At 36.4% G+C, this 15,690-nt stretch carries 18 protein-coding genes; 8 read left to right on the top strand and 10 right to left on the bottom strand.

Features of this window, described 5'->3' with window-relative positions; translation table 11 throughout:
- Window positions 1-247 precede the first annotated feature (247 nt).
- A complete protein-coding gene (locus tag QNN06_RS08010) occupies window positions 248-1,198 on the top strand; it encodes an EamA family transporter (RefSeq protein ID WP_284037372.1) in 951 nt (316 codons plus the stop codon).
- A 90-nt stretch (window positions 1,199-1,288) separates the two neighbouring features.
- On the opposite strand, the gene QNN06_RS08005 is transcribed toward QNN06_RS08010, so the two are convergent.
- Window positions 1,289-1,621, bottom strand: a complete 333-nt coding sequence (locus QNN06_RS08005; protein WP_217033101.1) for a DinB family protein — start codon at window positions 1,619-1,621, stop codon at window positions 1,289-1,291.
- Window positions 1,622-1,874: 253 nt separating this feature from the next.
- On the opposite strand from QNN06_RS08005, the gene QNN06_RS08000 reads away from it, so the two are divergent.
- Both QNN06_RS08000 and QNN06_RS07995 read left to right on the top strand, forming a co-directional pair.
- Window positions 1,875-1,997 carry a YjcZ family sporulation protein gene (locus QNN06_RS08000; protein WP_213116812.1) on the top strand — a complete coding sequence of 41 codons (123 nt, stop codon included), beginning with the start codon at window positions 1,875-1,877 and terminating at the stop codon, window positions 1,995-1,997.
- Window positions 1,998-2,035: 38 nt separating this feature from the next.
- Window positions 2,036-2,161 carry a YjcZ family sporulation protein gene (locus QNN06_RS07995; RefSeq protein ID WP_213116813.1) on the top strand — a complete coding sequence of 42 codons (126 nt, stop codon included), beginning with the start codon at window positions 2,036-2,038 and terminating at the stop codon, window positions 2,159-2,161.
- Between the two features lie 462 nt (window positions 2,162-2,623).
- On the opposite strand, the gene QNN06_RS07990 is transcribed toward QNN06_RS07995, so the two are convergent.
- The 4 genes from QNN06_RS07990 to QNN06_RS07975 all read right to left on the bottom strand — a co-directional run bounded on the left by QNN06_RS07990 (window position 2,624) and on the right by QNN06_RS07975 (window position 7,483).
- Window positions 2,624-3,253 (bottom strand): class I SAM-dependent methyltransferase, encoded by a 630-nt coding sequence (locus QNN06_RS07990; RefSeq protein WP_213116814.1) that lies wholly within the window; start codon window positions 3,251-3,253, stop codon window positions 2,624-2,626.
- Between the two features lie 489 nt (window positions 3,254-3,742).
- Window positions 3,743-4,912 (bottom strand): M20 aminoacylase family protein, encoded by a 1,170-nt coding sequence (locus tag QNN06_RS07985; RefSeq protein WP_284037371.1) that lies wholly within the window; start codon window positions 4,910-4,912, stop codon window positions 3,743-3,745.
- Between the two features lie 28 nt (window positions 4,913-4,940).
- The gene (gene dpaL / locus QNN06_RS07980) at window positions 4,941-6,161 is read right to left on the bottom strand and encodes a diaminopropionate ammonia-lyase (RefSeq protein WP_284037370.1); all 1,221 of its coding nucleotides are present in this window, start codon (window positions 6,159-6,161) and stop codon (window positions 4,941-4,943) included.
- 74 nt (window positions 6,162-6,235) lie between these two features.
- Window positions 6,236-7,483 (bottom strand): Zn-dependent hydrolase, encoded by a 1,248-nt coding sequence (locus QNN06_RS07975; RefSeq protein ID WP_284037369.1) that lies wholly within the window; start codon window positions 7,481-7,483, stop codon window positions 6,236-6,238.
- 181 nt (window positions 7,484-7,664) lie between these two features.
- Here QNN06_RS07975 and QNN06_RS07970 point away from each other — a divergent pair, with 181 nt between their 5' ends.
- Window positions 7,665-8,549, top strand: coding sequence for an AraC family transcriptional regulator (locus QNN06_RS07970; protein ID WP_284037368.1), 885 nt, complete (start codon window positions 7,665-7,667; stop codon window positions 8,547-8,549).
- Between the two features lie 160 nt (window positions 8,550-8,709).
- Here the strand turns inward: QNN06_RS07970 and QNN06_RS07965 are convergent, their stop codons facing one another.
- Window positions 8,710-9,603, bottom strand: coding sequence for a DMT family transporter (locus QNN06_RS07965; RefSeq protein ID WP_213116818.1), 894 nt, complete (start codon window positions 9,601-9,603; stop codon window positions 8,710-8,712).
- 214 nt (window positions 9,604-9,817) lie between these two features.
- On the opposite strand from QNN06_RS07965, the gene QNN06_RS07960 reads away from it, so the two are divergent.
- On the top strand, window positions 9,818-10,687 hold the full coding sequence (locus tag QNN06_RS07960) for a LysR family transcriptional regulator (RefSeq protein WP_213116819.1): 870 nt from the start codon (window positions 9,818-9,820) through the stop codon (window positions 10,685-10,687).
- Window positions 10,688-11,201: 514 nt separating this feature from the next.
- Here the strand turns inward: QNN06_RS07960 and QNN06_RS07955 are convergent.
- Window positions 11,202-11,702, bottom strand: a complete 501-nt coding sequence (locus QNN06_RS07955) for an arsinothricin resistance N-acetyltransferase ArsN1 family A (RefSeq protein ID WP_284037367.1) — start codon at window positions 11,700-11,702, stop codon at window positions 11,202-11,204.
- 119 nt (window positions 11,703-11,821) lie between these two features.
- Between QNN06_RS07955 and QNN06_RS07950 the strand changes: the two genes are divergently transcribed.
- The 3 genes from QNN06_RS07950 (at window position 11,822) to QNN06_RS07940 (ending at window position 13,590) form a co-directional block, all read left to right on the top strand.
- A complete protein-coding gene (locus QNN06_RS07950; protein WP_213116821.1) occupies window positions 11,822-12,268 on the top strand; it encodes a MarR family winged helix-turn-helix transcriptional regulator in 447 nt (148 codons plus the stop codon).
- A 315-nt stretch (window positions 12,269-12,583) separates the two neighbouring features.
- Window positions 12,584-13,450: a permease gene (locus QNN06_RS07945; protein WP_284037366.1), complete on the top strand. Its 867-nt coding sequence runs from the start codon at window positions 12,584-12,586 to the stop codon at window positions 13,448-13,450.
- Between the two features lie 14 nt (window positions 13,451-13,464).
- Window positions 13,465-13,590, top strand: a complete 126-nt coding sequence (locus tag QNN06_RS07940; RefSeq protein WP_284037365.1) for a hypothetical protein — start codon at window positions 13,465-13,467, stop codon at window positions 13,588-13,590.
- A 104-nt stretch (window positions 13,591-13,694) separates the two neighbouring features.
- On the opposite strand, the gene arsC is transcribed toward QNN06_RS07940, so the two are convergent.
- From arsC to QNN06_RS07925, 3 genes are read right to left on the bottom strand one after another with little or no spacing between them, the layout of a single operon-like run.
- Window positions 13,695-14,117 carry an arsenate reductase (thioredoxin) gene (gene arsC, locus QNN06_RS07935; protein WP_284037364.1) on the bottom strand — a complete coding sequence of 141 codons (423 nt, stop codon included), beginning with the start codon at window positions 14,115-14,117 and terminating at the stop codon, window positions 13,695-13,697.
- Window positions 14,118-14,143: 26 nt separating this feature from the next.
- Window positions 14,144-15,199, bottom strand: a complete 1,056-nt coding sequence (gene arsB / locus QNN06_RS07930; RefSeq protein ID WP_213116824.1) for an ACR3 family arsenite efflux transporter — start codon at window positions 15,197-15,199, stop codon at window positions 14,144-14,146.
- Between the two features lie 28 nt (window positions 15,200-15,227).
- Window positions 15,228-15,575, bottom strand: a complete 348-nt coding sequence (locus tag QNN06_RS07925) for an ArsR/SmtB family transcription factor (RefSeq protein WP_284037363.1) — start codon at window positions 15,573-15,575, stop codon at window positions 15,228-15,230.
- Window positions 15,576-15,690: the final 115 nt, after the last annotated feature.

Raw genomic sequence — 15,690 nt, 5'->3', positions numbered from 1 at the left:
ATAAGCAATACAACCAGCCTTCCAAGCAATGTTTGCACAAGCCCATTTGGAATTATAAAAAAGTGTTAACCTCATCCTTTTTAAACAATAGTTTCCAGATTAAACAAACGTTTGTAAACTACTTAATTATATACTATACTTTTAAAAAGTAATCTTATAGATTTGTAAAAAATAGTCGCTCTTTGCTTTATAATAGTAGTTTTGACTTTTTCTTAAAAAGATAAAAAAATATTGGAGGAGGTAGAATATGAAGAAGTATCTGTATCCTCTCTTGGTTATTATGGCCGCGAGTAGTTATGGTGTAGTTTCAACGATTATAAAACTGGCAATGAATAGCGGTTTTTCAGCATCGGAAGCTGTTACAAGTCAATTCTTTATTGGTTTTTGCATTGCTATGAGTATTTATTTCATGACAAGCAGAACAAAAATAAGCTTTAAAGGAGTTAAAATGCTTATCTTTGCAGGCATTTTAACTGGATTGACAAATATTGTATATGGACATTCACTGAACTATTTACCAGCTTCTTTGGCAGTTGTTCTCCTATTTCAATTTACATGGATCGGTATGCTGATTTCCTGTATAACAAAGCGTCAGCTGCCCACTCGAATTGAATTTATTTCTTTACTATTATTGGTTTTGGGAACCATTCCGGCTGCCGGTTTGATTGATGTTGATTTAACAAAAATACCTTTGCAAGGGTGGATTTGGGGGTTAGCGGCAGCCTTTTGTTATTCACTATTTTTATTTGTAAACGGTCGGGCAACCGCAAGTATGAATACTTCAGGCCGTTTAGTGTTTGTTTCTTTCTTTGCTTTTATGATGTCTGCTGCATTTCAATCTCCAGAGATTATTTGGAATGGTACTTTGTTTAACGAAGGACTTTGGATTTATGGTTCGGCATTAGGGTTATTTGGCATGATTATTCCGGTGTTTTTATTTACTATTGCCGTTCCTAAAGTTGGATTAGGCATGACATCCATTTTGAGTGCTATTGAATTGCCAATCGCGGTGATGGTGTCCGTGATATTACTAAGTGAAACTGTCACTACGATACAGATAGCGGGGATCGTAGTCATCCTTATTGGTATAAGTTTACCAACAATGTCAAATGGGAAATTATCGAAAAACAAAGTCACAAAACAAAAAGCAAAAAATAAATCTTACATGCTTCGTGACTTAAAAAAACACATTAGTTAAGGATATTAACTCAACTTTCGCACCAATAAAGCAGGTGGAAATGAATCAAGGACCTCGGATTTGGTCCTTGATAACTTTGCCCTCGGTACTTCAATAAGAATGAGCAGATTTTAACTCTTTTCCAATAAAATTAGCAGATATAGGTTGTAGTTCTAAAAATTCAGCAATTTCATTTCGTAATTGATCTGAAAGTGATTTAACCTTTGCAAGTGAATGATAATCTTCAAACTGAAAAACTACATCTTCCTTTCCCTGAATACCACGAATCCAACTATATTCCACATCAGCAATATAAAAAAGGGTTTTTAAAATACTTCCTACACCACCTCTGCGTTCTATTAATAACTCTTCAGTAGCTAATTGATTGCACCAGTCAAACCATTCATCCCTTACTTTCCAGTTATACTCAAAAAATTTTATCAATGAAAACACTCCCATATTTAACTTTGTTTTAATGATAAAAATTAGTGTTCTATCCCTAAATTCCTCTTTTGATTCATTTAAAACATACTGCCAAAACACGGATAACCAAGCAATCAACTTTTGGATATTTTAGATCAGCTAAAACATTCTTCCCTTTTCTTAATAACAATCTCAAAAAAATGGATGAAAGCCTTTCCCGCTTTTTTACTTTCAACATACTTTATTACTACCGAAAAGTAAGGGAGGGATTTGGATGACAGATGGTGCAGGATACGGCGCTGGGTTTGCGCTGATTGTTGTATTGTTTATCCTTTTAATTATCGTCGGTGCTTCTTTTGTCGGCGGATACGGTGGCTATGGCGGCTTTTATTACTAAGTCCGTTTATTAAATTCAATGAAAGGGAGGATTTTATAATGTTCGGATGTGGCGGATTTGGCGGCTATGGCTATGGCGGTTTTGGCTATGGCGGCGGCACTTTTGTTTTAATCGTTGTATTGTTCATTCTTTTAATCATTGTTGGTGCATCTTGCTTTTATTGATTAGATTAGAACCCCAATAAATTTAGGGTTTTCTAAAAAAACAAAAGGTCAACTCTTCGGACGAATCGAAGAAGTTGACCTTTTGTTTGCTATTTTATTTTTGTCAAATAGACATTTGCACCTTTTACATAGAAAACAGAAGATGTTTCATCATCTTGAGGAAGCATGAAGTGCAATTCATCATAGACTAATTCAGTGACCATCCCCCAATACCCTAACAAAAAAGACCGCGCTGATAAATTCAGACACGGTCAATTATTCTTTAGTTTTTTCTTTTTAAATAGGATTTAGCCTTGTCAGAAAAAACAGTCAAGCATATCTTAATGTAAGCCATTGCATTACAAGCATATGAATTACCTACCCATTAAGAAGGAAGTCTCTGCCCAAGACTTCCTTCTTTTATATTTTTCCTAAGGGTAATTTTTTTCATTTTGTCCTTTAAAAATAAAACATCTTGTCTAATTAAAGTCCTTTTTGACATTTGACCATTAAAAATTTAAATGGAGGTTTATTTTCCTTATCCTTATGTGGCTCAACAATTTCCGAAATTTCTATCAGTCCATATTTTCCAAATTCTTGTTTGATCGAGTCAGCATCATAAAAAAACATATTTACTCCATTCGTTGTCTCGAAATAGTCTTTACCCAGTTGTTTGCCCTTTCCAAACATTGGGGCTTCTTTAGAAATAGTAGTAAAAATCATATATCCGTTTGGCTTTAACTGATTATAGCAATCATTAATAAACTTCTCTCTCTCACGATGATTCAATAAATGAATAAGCGCATAACAAAATATACCATCATAAAGTTTGTTTTCAAAAGGCATATCGGTTACTGAACCATGAAAAATAGTAAAATTAAGCCCGTTTTGCCTTGCCAAATCAATTGCTGTTTTTGAAATCTCAATACCTGTTACATTTATTCCGTTATCTATAAAAACCTTTGCATTTCTGCCATAGCCAATACCAGGAATCAATATTTCCTTCACTTTCTTTTCAAGGAAAAAGTCCTTTGTTAAGATGGCGGAGTCTGCAGGTTCAAATCCCCACATCATTTGATTTTCTATAAAACTTGATTCCCAAAATTCAGTCATACCTCAGGTCTCCTTTACAAACATTGGCCATTCATATATTCTCGAAATTATATCAAATTTCAACATTAATTTAAAACAAGGCCAATTCAATATAAAAGTTTTTATCAGAAGATTGCGGCATTTTTTATTCTATTTTGGAATCGTTTTCTTATAATTTTTGGCTCTGTTATGATTCATTGTTGATTTTCGTGTAGGTATGAGAATTCATAGGCGGAGAAATTCCGGCTAATGTATATAGAGGAAGCTTAAGAAGCAGATATAAGCGGAGAAATTCCGATTAACTGCTCTAAATAAGACAAAATTTAAAGATTTGGATCATATAAACGGAAAATCTTCCTTTATTTTTAAGGAAATACGGGTATTTCCCAATTTAAGCGGAATTTTGCCGTTTATTTTTCAAACACAGTGAAATCAACATTCAATTATAAACTAGGTCTCAGAAACAAAATTCCAAGACCTAACTAAATACAGTGCCAAACATAAAATCATTTATTTTGGCAAACGGACTTTAATTAACTCTGCAAAATACTCCGCTCCAATTGTAAGGATCTTATCATTGAAGTCATAGCTTGAGTTATGAAGTGGAACATTGCCTATTCCTTCAGAATCGTCACCATTGCCTATAAATACAAAACAGCCAGGGGTTTTCTGTAAAAACGCACCAAAGTCTTCTGAAGCCATCCACGGTTGACAATTTCCATCCACATTATTTTTGCCGACCACATTTTGGGCTGCTTTTACGGCAATTTCAACACAATCTGCCCAGTTAACCGTTGGTGCAAATTCATGGGTATATTCAAATTGACATTCCGCTCCATTTATTTGGCAAATACCCTCACTAATAGTCCGCATCCGTTCTTCCAGCAGCTTTTGTACCTCTGTTGTATAACTTCTAGTATCCCCTTTAATTTCTACATTCGTAGGAATCGCATTGCGAATCCCGTCTGTAATAAACTCAGTACACGAAATGACAGCAGGAACATTTGGGTTCATATTACGGGAAATAATGGTTTGCAAAGCAAGAACAATTTCAGACGCAATAACGATTGGATCTTTACCCATATGAGGACTTGAAGCATGTGAGCCTTGTCCCTTAATACGGATCACAAAGTTATCTTCACTCGCCATAATTCCGCCCGCCCGTGTTGAAATGGAACCAGCAGGCATGCCTGGCATATTGTGCATTCCATAAATCTCATCTACTGGAAATCGTTCAAAAAGTCCATCCTGCATCATGGCAAAAGCGCCTTTACCTGTTTCCTCTGCAGGTTGAAAAATAAATCGAACTGTCCCGTTAAAATTTTTCCGCTCTGTTAATAACTTGGCTGCACCCAATACAGTGGCCATATGTCCATCATGACCACACGCATGCATTTTACCTGGATTTTGGGAGGTGTATGGATGTTTCCCCACCTCTGTAAGATTAATAGCATCTATGTCAGATCGAATACCTATAATGCCTTTCCCATCGCCCACTGTAAGATTAGCAACGATTCCAGTACCACCAATATTTCTGTGAACCTCTAATCCCATATCTGTTAAGACTACAGCTAGAAATTCAGATGTATGTTTTTCTTCAAAAGCGCTCTCAGGATGCGCATGAAGATAGTGCCTCCACTCAGTAAGCTGTCTTTCAAAATTATCACTGTTCAAATTCATTCACCCTCTCATAATCTATTAACAATTATTAAACTGATGGATAGGCCCCGTCCCATACTACTTTTCTGTAATGATCCGGATCAGTGTCACCTTCTGTGCTGATAATAAGAATTTTCGAATCTTGATTCAGGTTCAATGTTTCTTTCATATCATTGAGCGCCAAATTATCAGCCACTAGACAAACTAATCCCAAACCAACTGCACCAGATTCACCCGAAACAATTTGAGGGTCCCTGCCCAATGGGTTTGCAAGAATTCGCATACCTCGTGCGGCCACATGATCCGGACATGAGACAAAGATTTCTGCATAATCTTTTAAAACACCCCAAGAAGTGGTACTAGGCTCCCCGCACGCTAAACCTGCCATAATCGTATCCAAAGCGCCAGTCACGGAATGAGGCTTCCCATCACCCACATTAATAGATTGGTATAGACAATCAGCTTTATCTGGTTCGACTATAACTGTAATAGGACGTTCCTCTCCAAATCTCTCTTCTAGATATCCGAGCATACTGCCTGCAAAAGAACCCACTCCAGCTTGTAAAAACACATGCGTCGGGCGGTCCTGACCAGCTTCAGTAATCTGCTCCACTGCTTCATCCAGGATCGTTCCATACCCCTGCATAATCCAGGTTGGAATCTTTTCATATCCATCCCAGGCCGTATCCTGTACCAAGACCCAGCCATTTTCTTCAGCCTTCTGACTCGCCAGCCTAACTGTATCATCATAGTTAAGATCTGTTATAGAAGCTTCTGCTCCTTCTTTTCGTATATTGTTTAATCTTATTTCCGAAGACCCTTTTGGCATTAATACGACTGATTTTTGTCCTAGCTGGTTTGCCGCCCAAGCGATGCCTCTTCCATGATTTCCATCCGTTGCTGTTATAAACGTAATACTCCCAAGTTTCTCTTTCACTTCTTTACTTCTTAGTTTTTCAAAAGAGAGCTCTGAAATATCGACGTTTAATTTCTCTGCCAAGTATTTGCCGATAGCATAGGAACCACCTAATACTTTAAAAGCATTAAGTCCAAATCGATACGATTCATCCTTCACCCATATATGGCTTACACCTAATTGTTTGGACAACTTATCTAAGCTGTGAAGTGGAGTTACTTCATACTCTGGGAAACTCTTATGAAAATTTCTTACCTTTTCCACTACTTCACGGTTCATAAATGCCGCAGATGCGTTCTCAGCATCTGCTTTTCTCGCATTTTCATTTACAATATATTTAATATCTGTATTCATTTCAGTTAAAATCTCCTTTTTTTATCTCCTTTTAAAATGTAAGCCATGCTTTTTTATTTGTCCCAATAAATAATTTACTGATTACCCGCAAGATTGCTAACTACGTCAAGTAATACATTGGTTCCAGCTGCCAAGTCGGCATCTTTTGTATACTCCTTAGGATTATGACTAATACCGTCGATGCTAGGAACGAAAATCATGGCTGTAGGACAAATACGTGCCATCATTTGAGCATCATGTCCCGCGCCGGATGTCATTCGTCTTGACCCGAGTCCGTGTCCGCCTGCAGATTGCTCTATCAATTTAACGATTGTTTCATCAAAAGTTACTGGTTGAAAACGTACCAGTTGTTCAGATGTAATGGATACTTCTTCCGATGCCGCCAGTTCTTTGAGATAGCTGGCAAGTGATTGCTCTTCCTCTTTCAATCGCTGCTCGTTAGGATCACGCAAATCAACAGTAAATGTGGCCAAAGAAGGAATGACATTAACAGCATTTGGCTTAAATTCAATGGTTCCAACTGTTGCAACAGTTTGCCCATTAGAAGCGTTTGCACAATCACGTAAATAGGTGATTACCCGTGCCGCCGCAAGTCCTGCATCACGCCGCATATCAGTTGGAGTAGTACCAGCGTGATTGGCAACACCTTCAATCGTAATCCGCTGCCAAGAAATGCCTTGAAGGTTCTCGACCGCACCAATTGAAATACCCTTTTTATCCAAAATTGGACCTTGTTCAATATGAAGCTCAATGTAAGCGTGTGGCTTTAAAAAGCCAGGCTCCTTCGTACCAGCATATCCAATACGTTTGAGTTCCTCGCCCAAAATGGTACCATCCGTACCTACCTGTGCAAGCGCCTCATCGGCAGAGAGCCCGCCAGCATACACAAGAGATCCCATCATGTCAGGCTGATAGCGCACTCCCTCTTCATTGGTAAATGCCGCGACTGCAATTGGACGAGATGGAACAAAACCTGTCTCCAGTAAAGTGTTTATTACTTCAAGTCCAGAAAGAACTCCGTAACATCCGTCGTACATCCCTGCGTTAATGACTGTGTCGATGTGAGAACCCAGCATAATTGGTGCTTCATTTCTATTTTCAGTACTATACCAAATCCCAAAGGTATTACCGATTCTGTCGATTTCAACTTCCAATCCAGCATCCTTCATCCAAGTGACTAATTGGTCACGTCCAGCCTTATCTGCATCTGAAGCAGCTAATCTTGTTCGTTTGTTATCATCATCCAGACCAGTTCGACCAAGTTCTTGTAAGCGGTTAAGTAAACGTTCACTATTGATTGATAGATTTAACTTTGAAATCATGTTCATTTCCCCTTTTCAACATGTAAAGTAGTTCAGAAACAACTTAAGACATAATGGCAATCAGCTGATCTTTGGTGAATCACATTATTAAAATGTAACTATAATGTTATAATAATTGAGTATTTGTACGAAATAATACTAAAATCGAATAGAAAAATATAAATATATTGAGGTGATAGCTATGCAAATGAAAAACTTCATGATTGACGAAAGCCTAAAAGAACTAACCAAACACCATACAGTTGTTATGCCAATTGCATGTTATAAAACCACCATTAATCAAAATATCCATGGCTATATTCCTCTTCATTGGCATGACGAAATTCAATTTGTGTTAATCGTAAAAGGGGAAGCAATTTTTCAAGTTAATGAAGATTGGATCGTGGTTCGAGAAGCTGATGGACTGTTTATCAATAGTGGATGCCTGCACATGGCACAGGAAAAGGATCGCTCGGGTTGTGTCTATATTTGCTTAAATCTTTCACCCTATTTTGTATTATCACAAGAACTCTATCCTACTTATGTAAAACCTTATGTTCAAGCGACTAATTTACCCTACTTATATATAGATGCAAATGAGATTTGGGGAAAAAACATTTTAGATGCAATTTTAGAAATCTATCAATGTATTGAGCAAAAGTCCCAATACTATGAAATAGATATATCGATGCGACTACCATTCATTTGGAAAAACTTAATCGATAATGGTTTTAAACTAGAATTTGTTCAGACAGAAATAGTAAAGAGTCAAAGAATGAAGCAGATGCTAAGCTGGATCCAACAGCATTATACAGAAAAAATTATGTTAGAGGATATTGCAAGGGCAGGTCAGCTGAGCCGTTCTGAATGCTGTCGATATTTCAAGCGATTTTTAAAATGTACACCATTAAATTATGTTATCGATTATCGTATTCAAAAGAGCCTATATCTACTGCAGCAAGATGATTCGAATATTACCGAAGTTGCTTATCAAGTCGGTTTTAATAGTACGAGTTATTTTATTAATAAATTCAGAGATTCCATGAACATGACTCCATTAGCATACAAAAAAAACAAAATGCAATGACGAAGCAGTTTTTGGCTAAGCACAATTATGCGAATTTGCACTATGGTTTGAATCTTATTTTTTAATAAAAAGAAAATGGCCCAGTTGAACCGAGCCATTTTCTTTATTTTACAACTAAAGTTGACGTTACTTAAAATGCACTTCTACACAATGTTTAACTTTATTCAGCTGGTGTTTTCATTAATTGATTTGAACAGTTGACTGATCTAATTTCACTAACAAATGTAGAGCCTAATAGGAGTACACCACCAAGCACTTGAATAATTGTCATTTGTTCTTGCAGAATAATGGCGGAAATCAATATAGCTACAAATGGATCCACATAACTTAGCATAGCTATACTCTGACCTTTCAATCCTTCCATACCAGAGAAAAATAACCAAAACCCAATCCCTGTATTGATAATCCCTAAAATTAAAATAAAAGGAATGGAAGAGCTTGATACTTCAAAGATACCAAATCCGGAAGTCCAGAAAACATATGGCATTAGAAGTAAAGTGGTTGTTCCTAGCTGAATGATGGTTAGCTCTAACTTTCCCATATCTTTAATAAATTTATTTAGAAGCAATAACGCAGCATAAAATGCAGCTGCGATTAATCCAAAGGAAAGTCCAAGAAGATCATCTGAGCTGGATGCTCTCAGGCCTTCTCCGACAATCATTAACATCCCTATAATCGCTACACCAATACACACATTTTTCTTGATGGATAATTGTTCCCGAAGTACAAATGGAGAAAGAAGCATCACAAATACAGGTGCAAAGTAATAACCTAGCGTTGCATTGGCAATTGTGGTATGGTCATACGATTGATAAAGAAAAATCCAATTTCCTCCCAATGAAATACCTGAAAGAATCAAAAATAAAGCATTAGATTTAACTAAATTCCATGATAATTTTTTCTTTATCACGAAGAATATTAACAGTAAAAATAAGCATCCTATGAAACTGCTTAATAAAGCTCTTTCGCTCGAAGATAGATCAATGTTTCGAACAACTAAACCAATTGTACCGAAAATAATCATTGATAATATAAACTGAATTTTAGATTTCATCATCTACTCCTACGAAACATAATTCGCAGATTCTGAGACTTGTAGCTGGCTGGTGCTTTTTCCATAACATCACTCACAAAAAACATCGTTAAACACCTTTTCCTTTCCTAACTTGAATAATTAATAGTAAAAATATATCATAATCACATACATTACAAAAACGAATGTTTATCATGATATACATGACAAATCCAGATGGAAAGAGGAAAGAGATATGAATATTCAAAAATATATGGCATTTGTCAAAGCAGTAGAATTTGGTAGTTTTACAAAAGCTGCCGAAATATTGGACTATTCACAGTCTGGGATAAGCCGTATGATTAACGATTTAGAAAAGGAATGGGGGATTTCTCTTTTTGAAAGGGGACGTGCCGGTATCAATTTAACCTCGGATGGTTTAAAGGTACTGCCCCAATTAAAGCGAATTTGCAATGAGTATGAAATCTTAATGAAGCAGATTGAAGAACTAAATAATATGGAATCTGGGATGATTCGAATTGGGACATTTTCCAGCGTAGCATCTCATTGGCTCCCTAACATCATTAAAATTTTTAAGAAGGATTACCCAATGATAGATTTTGAATTTCTGCTTGGTGATTATACAGAAATTGAGAGTTGGATCCTAAATGGGCGTGTTGACTTTGGATTTTTGCGGCTACCGACAAAAGCAGAACTTGAAACAGTCTTTTTGGAACAAGACCGTTTGCTGGTAGTGATTCCACAAAATCATCCTCTTGCTAATTGCGAGAAGTTTCCCATAAACGGCTTACTGAACAGCCCGTTTATGCTGTTGGAAAAGGGGGCAAAAGCAGAAATCTCCGAAATTTTTGAGAGGCACCAAATTTCTCCGCATGTAAATTTTACAACATGGGATGACTATGCCATTATGTCTATGGTGGAAAATGGGCTAGGAATCAGTATATTACCAGAATTGATATTACAGCGTATTCCACACAAAATTATAGCGAAAGAGCTTGAAGTTCCTGCTTTTAGAAATATTGGTGTTGCTATGAGAGAACAAAAATCACTTTCCCTTGCGTCCAAGAAGTTTTTAGAATATTTATCATATAGGAACAGAAAATGAATGAGTAGATGAAAATATTCAGACGGGCAACAATGAATGTTTGTTTCTGAAAATCCTTTTTGCACTAAACTGACGGTTACTTCAATAAGAAAAGTGCCTTGCTCCAATATTGAAGCAAAGCACTCCGTTTGTTCTATAAGAAAAGCTACCATACAGACAGCTTAAATCTTGAACTCTTGCCCATTTTAGTTGAATTACTTAGATGTATTCAGTGGTTTGGTGGATCAAGTGGATAATAAGAATTCATGCCATGTTCGGGAGGGCATTCCTTTATTTTTCCGTATTATATTAAAAATTTAGCTTTCTTTTACTAAAATAATTACTTAAACGATGCGGTTAGTGAAAAGACGATTCAACTTTTTTGCAGAAACTCAACCTATATACCAAGTTGCTCATTAAACAAACTATTGACTGTTAAATTCTTTTTTTATAAGTTATCAATTATTTAGTAAGAGCTTCTTCTAGCTGAATTTCCAGTTAATCTGATACTCCGGTATTTAATAAACTTACAGTTTTACTCAAAAACCTTTTCCATTATCATTACATCCACAAAGCGACCATCTAATTTTCCCTGATTCTTAAATACTCCAACTTCTCTATAACCATTCTTTCTATAAAGCCCTTGCCCCAGATTATTAAATGGAAATGTAAATAAAACAATTTTGTTAAAGTCATTGTTAATCGCAGCACGTTCAATTTCATTTAGCAATACGGAACCAACCCCTTTTCCCCTGTAATCCCTTCTAATATAGATGGATAAATCAGCGACACCGGCATAAGCGCACCGGTTTGAATATGGATTTAACGATGCCCAGCCAATAACCTCCTCGTCTTGTTCCACTACGATTACCGCAAAACGTCCAGTATGATTTTTAAACCATTCTCTCATATATTCACTATCTTTCTGGTCTTCCTCTAATGTTGCTATCCTGTCCTCAATTCCTTGATTATAAATACTTAATATCGATTCTAAGTCACTTACTGATGCCGGCCTTGTTTTTATCTCTATTTTCATGATAATCCCCCTAGAAATTAATGGCTTATAACCATTATATAAAAAATTTTCCATTTTTAAAAGAAAATTAGTTGCATTTTGCAAATGATTAGTATATAAATAAATCAGAGGTGAAAAATATGGAAAACCTTAGAGAACTGTTCCAGGTAATGACAAGGCGTTTTGGTCTTTTAAATAAAAACTGTTGTCAAATAGGCGGAACTGAAATATCCCTCGTTCAAAGCCATATCCTATATGAACTACTTCGCCGGGAAAAGCCTTCGATGCAACAGGTTGCTGATACGTTAGGGATGGATATAACCACCTTTAGCCGGCAAATTCAAACGCTAGTAAAAATGGAACTAGTTGTGAAATCACCTCTCCCTGAAGATAGACGTGTTTCTCAACTAGCCCTAACCACACAGGGAAAGTATGTTGCTGCGAAGATCGATGCAGACATGAACCAATATCTTAACGAAGTATTTTCAAATATGAGCGAGTTTGAACGGGAAATGGTCATCAAATCAGTCAAACTTTTAAACGAAGCAATGTCAAAATCTACTGTTTGTTGTAAACCATTAATTTGAGCAAGATCCACTTGCTCATTTATTAAAAATAATTACTTGCAATTTGCAAGTAATAAGGAGATAGCAATATGTATTTCAATGAAATGAAATTAAAAGTTTATTATGAAATGAAAAAAGAAGAAATGGAGAAAGCTGTACTGGCTAGCCAGTATTAAAAAAATAGTCCAACGTCAAAACTCTATAGAAATTTCTTAAATATGTTTAAGAAAAGCCAAAAACAAAATGCTGTGCCAAAACCGGATTGCTGTGAAATTAAAATCCAAGAAGTATGCTGCGGAAATAAAAAAATGTTGTTTATAAATAAGGGGGTTGCTTATGTGGTCTGAAGTGTTTCATAGTTTTTTATCCATTGCATTAGAATTAACTTTATTGTTTATTGGAATCTCTTTTCTAATCAACCTATTACAAGCTTTCATTCCCTATAAAAAGATGGAACGAGTGATGGAAAAAAGCCATCCATTGGTAAGTGCCTTTGTTGCACTAGGGTTCGCCTTTATCACTCCGTTTTGTTCCTGCTCAACTATACCGGTAGTAGTTAATCTACTAAACAAAAAAGTGCGATTTGGAATTGTCATGATTTTCTTATTCTCTTCTCCTGTTTTAGACCCAACCATCATAACATTAATGATGGCCGTACTCGGAGTAAAAGTTGCCTTTGCTTACACTGTCATAACATCCCTCCTCTCCGTAATTATTGGTTTCGCTTTAGAAAAGTTTGGTTTTGAAGAACAGATAAAAAATGTGGTAGTAAAGGGTTACCAGGAACCGGATAAGAAATTTCAACTAAAAGCAGCATTTATTGAAACGCTGCAACTAATGAAAAGTGTATATCCTTATTTGCTAATAGGTGCATTTATCGGTGCATTCATACATGGAGCTGTTCCAACCAGTTGGATCTCTACATTTTTGGGAGGTGATAAGTGGTGGCTCGTTCCTATAGCTGCGATTATTGGTATCCCACTCTATATTAGACTTTCTACTATGATACCAATTTCTCAAATCATGATTGCCAAAGGGATGGCTTTGGGTCCAGTGATGGCTCTTATGATAAGTTCAGCAGGTGCAAGTCTACCTGAGTTGACTTTATTAAATAGCATCTTCAAAAAGAAGCTCGTATTTGCATTCGTTGGTTCAGTCTTTACGATGTCTACTATATCAGGATTTCTATTTTACATTATTTAAGGGGGATATTTAAAATGGGTATTTTTAAAAGTCTATTTCAAAAGAAAGAAAGTTCTTGCTGCAATGTTAAGATTGAGGAAGTAAAAGAAGACACTAATGTTCAATCACAAGATGAACAAAAAAGCAGTTGCTGTAAATAAGACATCTTTCAAAGTTTTCTATGTTAAAAATAGGCACTAAGAAAATGGTATTCACACACATTTCAAATCCAGGAGGATAAATCCCTCCTGGATTTTATTCAATCTTACTCTCCTGTTTCGGAAAAACGCTTAATTCTATCGCCGATTTCATCGCGCACTCTTTGGAAAAATGCCCATTTTTCCTCATCTGTTCCTTGAGCTTTTGCCGGGTCATCAAATCCCCAATGTACTCGTTTTACACTTGGTGGTGTTACAGGGCATTTATCAGCAGCATCACCACACAGGGTTACGACTAAATCCGCAATGTTCAGATAATCAGGGTCGATCATGTCAGAAGTATGATTGGAAATGTCGAAGCCCGCTTCCTTCATAGCTTTTACAGCATTTGGGTTTAATCCGTGCGCTTCAATACCAGCACTACGTACTTCCCACTTATCGCCTAAAAATTTTTTTGCCCACCCTTCTGCCATTTGGCTCCGGCAGGAGTTTCCTGTGCATAAGAAGTAAAGTTTCTTTTTGTTTTCCATGTTGAAAGCCACCTTTATTATGATTGTTAGGCTGCGTGTTCTTTAAAATATTTTCGTTTAAACCATAATGCCACATTGACTAATGCAATCATGACCGGCACTTCCACAAGTGGTCCGATTACTGCTGCAAAGGCTGCGCCAGAATGGATACCGAAAACACCAACCGCTACAGCTATCGCTAATTCAAAGTTATTGCTTCCAGCTGTAAACGCAAGTGTTGTTGTAACGGGATAGCTCGCGCCAATTTTTCTTCCCATGAAAAAGGAAACAAAGAACATGACAACAAAATAGATCAACAATGGGATTGCTATCCGAACCACATCCAGAGGCAGACTAACAATAACGTCCCCTTTTAAAGAAAACATAAGGATAATGGTAAATAGCAATGCAATTAATGTGATGGGACTTATTTTGGGAATAAACACTTTTTCATACCATTGTCTTCCTTTAGCTTTAACTAATGTGAAGCGAGTAATCATACCAGCTATAAATGGAATTCCGAGATAAATGAAGACTGATTTAGCTACCTCTGCAATCGTAATGTCAACAACCGCCCCTTGTATTCCAAACCATTCAGGAATGACGGTCACAAACACATAGGCATAAACAGAGAAGAATAGCATTTGGAAAATAGAATTGAATGCCACTAATCCAGCTGCATATTCTGTGTCCCCTTTTGCAAGATCATTCCATACGATAACCATAGCAATACACCTGGCTAAACCAATCATGATGAGTCCTACCATATACTCCGGCTTATCCGGCAGAAAGATAATTGCCAGCAAAAACATTAGAATTGGTCCAATAATCCAGTTTTGCACAAGTGATAAAGATAGTACCTTCACATCTTTAAAAACCCGGCCAATCTCTTCATACCTAACTTTTGCTAACGGAGGATACATCATTAGGATTAAGCCGATGGCTAATGGAATGGATGTAGTCCCTACCTGCAAACTATTCAAACTGTCTGCAAATCCTGGAAAAATGAATCCTAATCCAATCCCTAATGCCATCGCAATAAAAATCCAAAGCGTTAAGTATCGATCCAAAAAGGAAAGACGCTTTTTCCCCGTGTTACTCATGATCTACACTTCCTTATTCAATTAAAAGTTAACAACCACATCGAAGTGTGGGATTACTTTTATTAATAATTTCGATTTTATCTTTCAGGTCTGGTACATGTTGCAAAATAGGATCTATAAGTCCATAAAGCTCATTTTCTGGGTTCAAGGAATAATAAATCCATTGACCTCTTCGTTCTTCTTTAACAAGTCCTGCATCCTTTAACTTGCGTAGATGCTGGCTGATGGATGGTTGACTCATATCAAATACTTCTTGCAATTCACAAACACAACACTCTCGTTGTTTTAACATCCCAACAATCGTTAACCGTGTTTTATCCCCTAATAATTTTAAAAAGTTGGCAGTTTGTTCAATTGCAACAGTTGATTGTAACATTAAATACACCTCCTAAATTTCATATAGGTAAATAACTATTTACTTATTTATATTATAAATTGATATATAATTATTTGCTTATATATTAGATTAATAAACATGTTAATTCAAGTGG

The sequence above is a fragment of the Neobacillus sp. 114 genome, assembly GCF_030127045.1.
Classification (GTDB): domain Bacteria; phylum Bacillota; class Bacilli; order Bacillales; family Cytobacillaceae; genus Neobacillus; species Neobacillus rhizophilus.
Note: the sequence above shows the minus strand (reverse complement) of the source record. Positions and strands in the feature narration are given on the sequence as shown.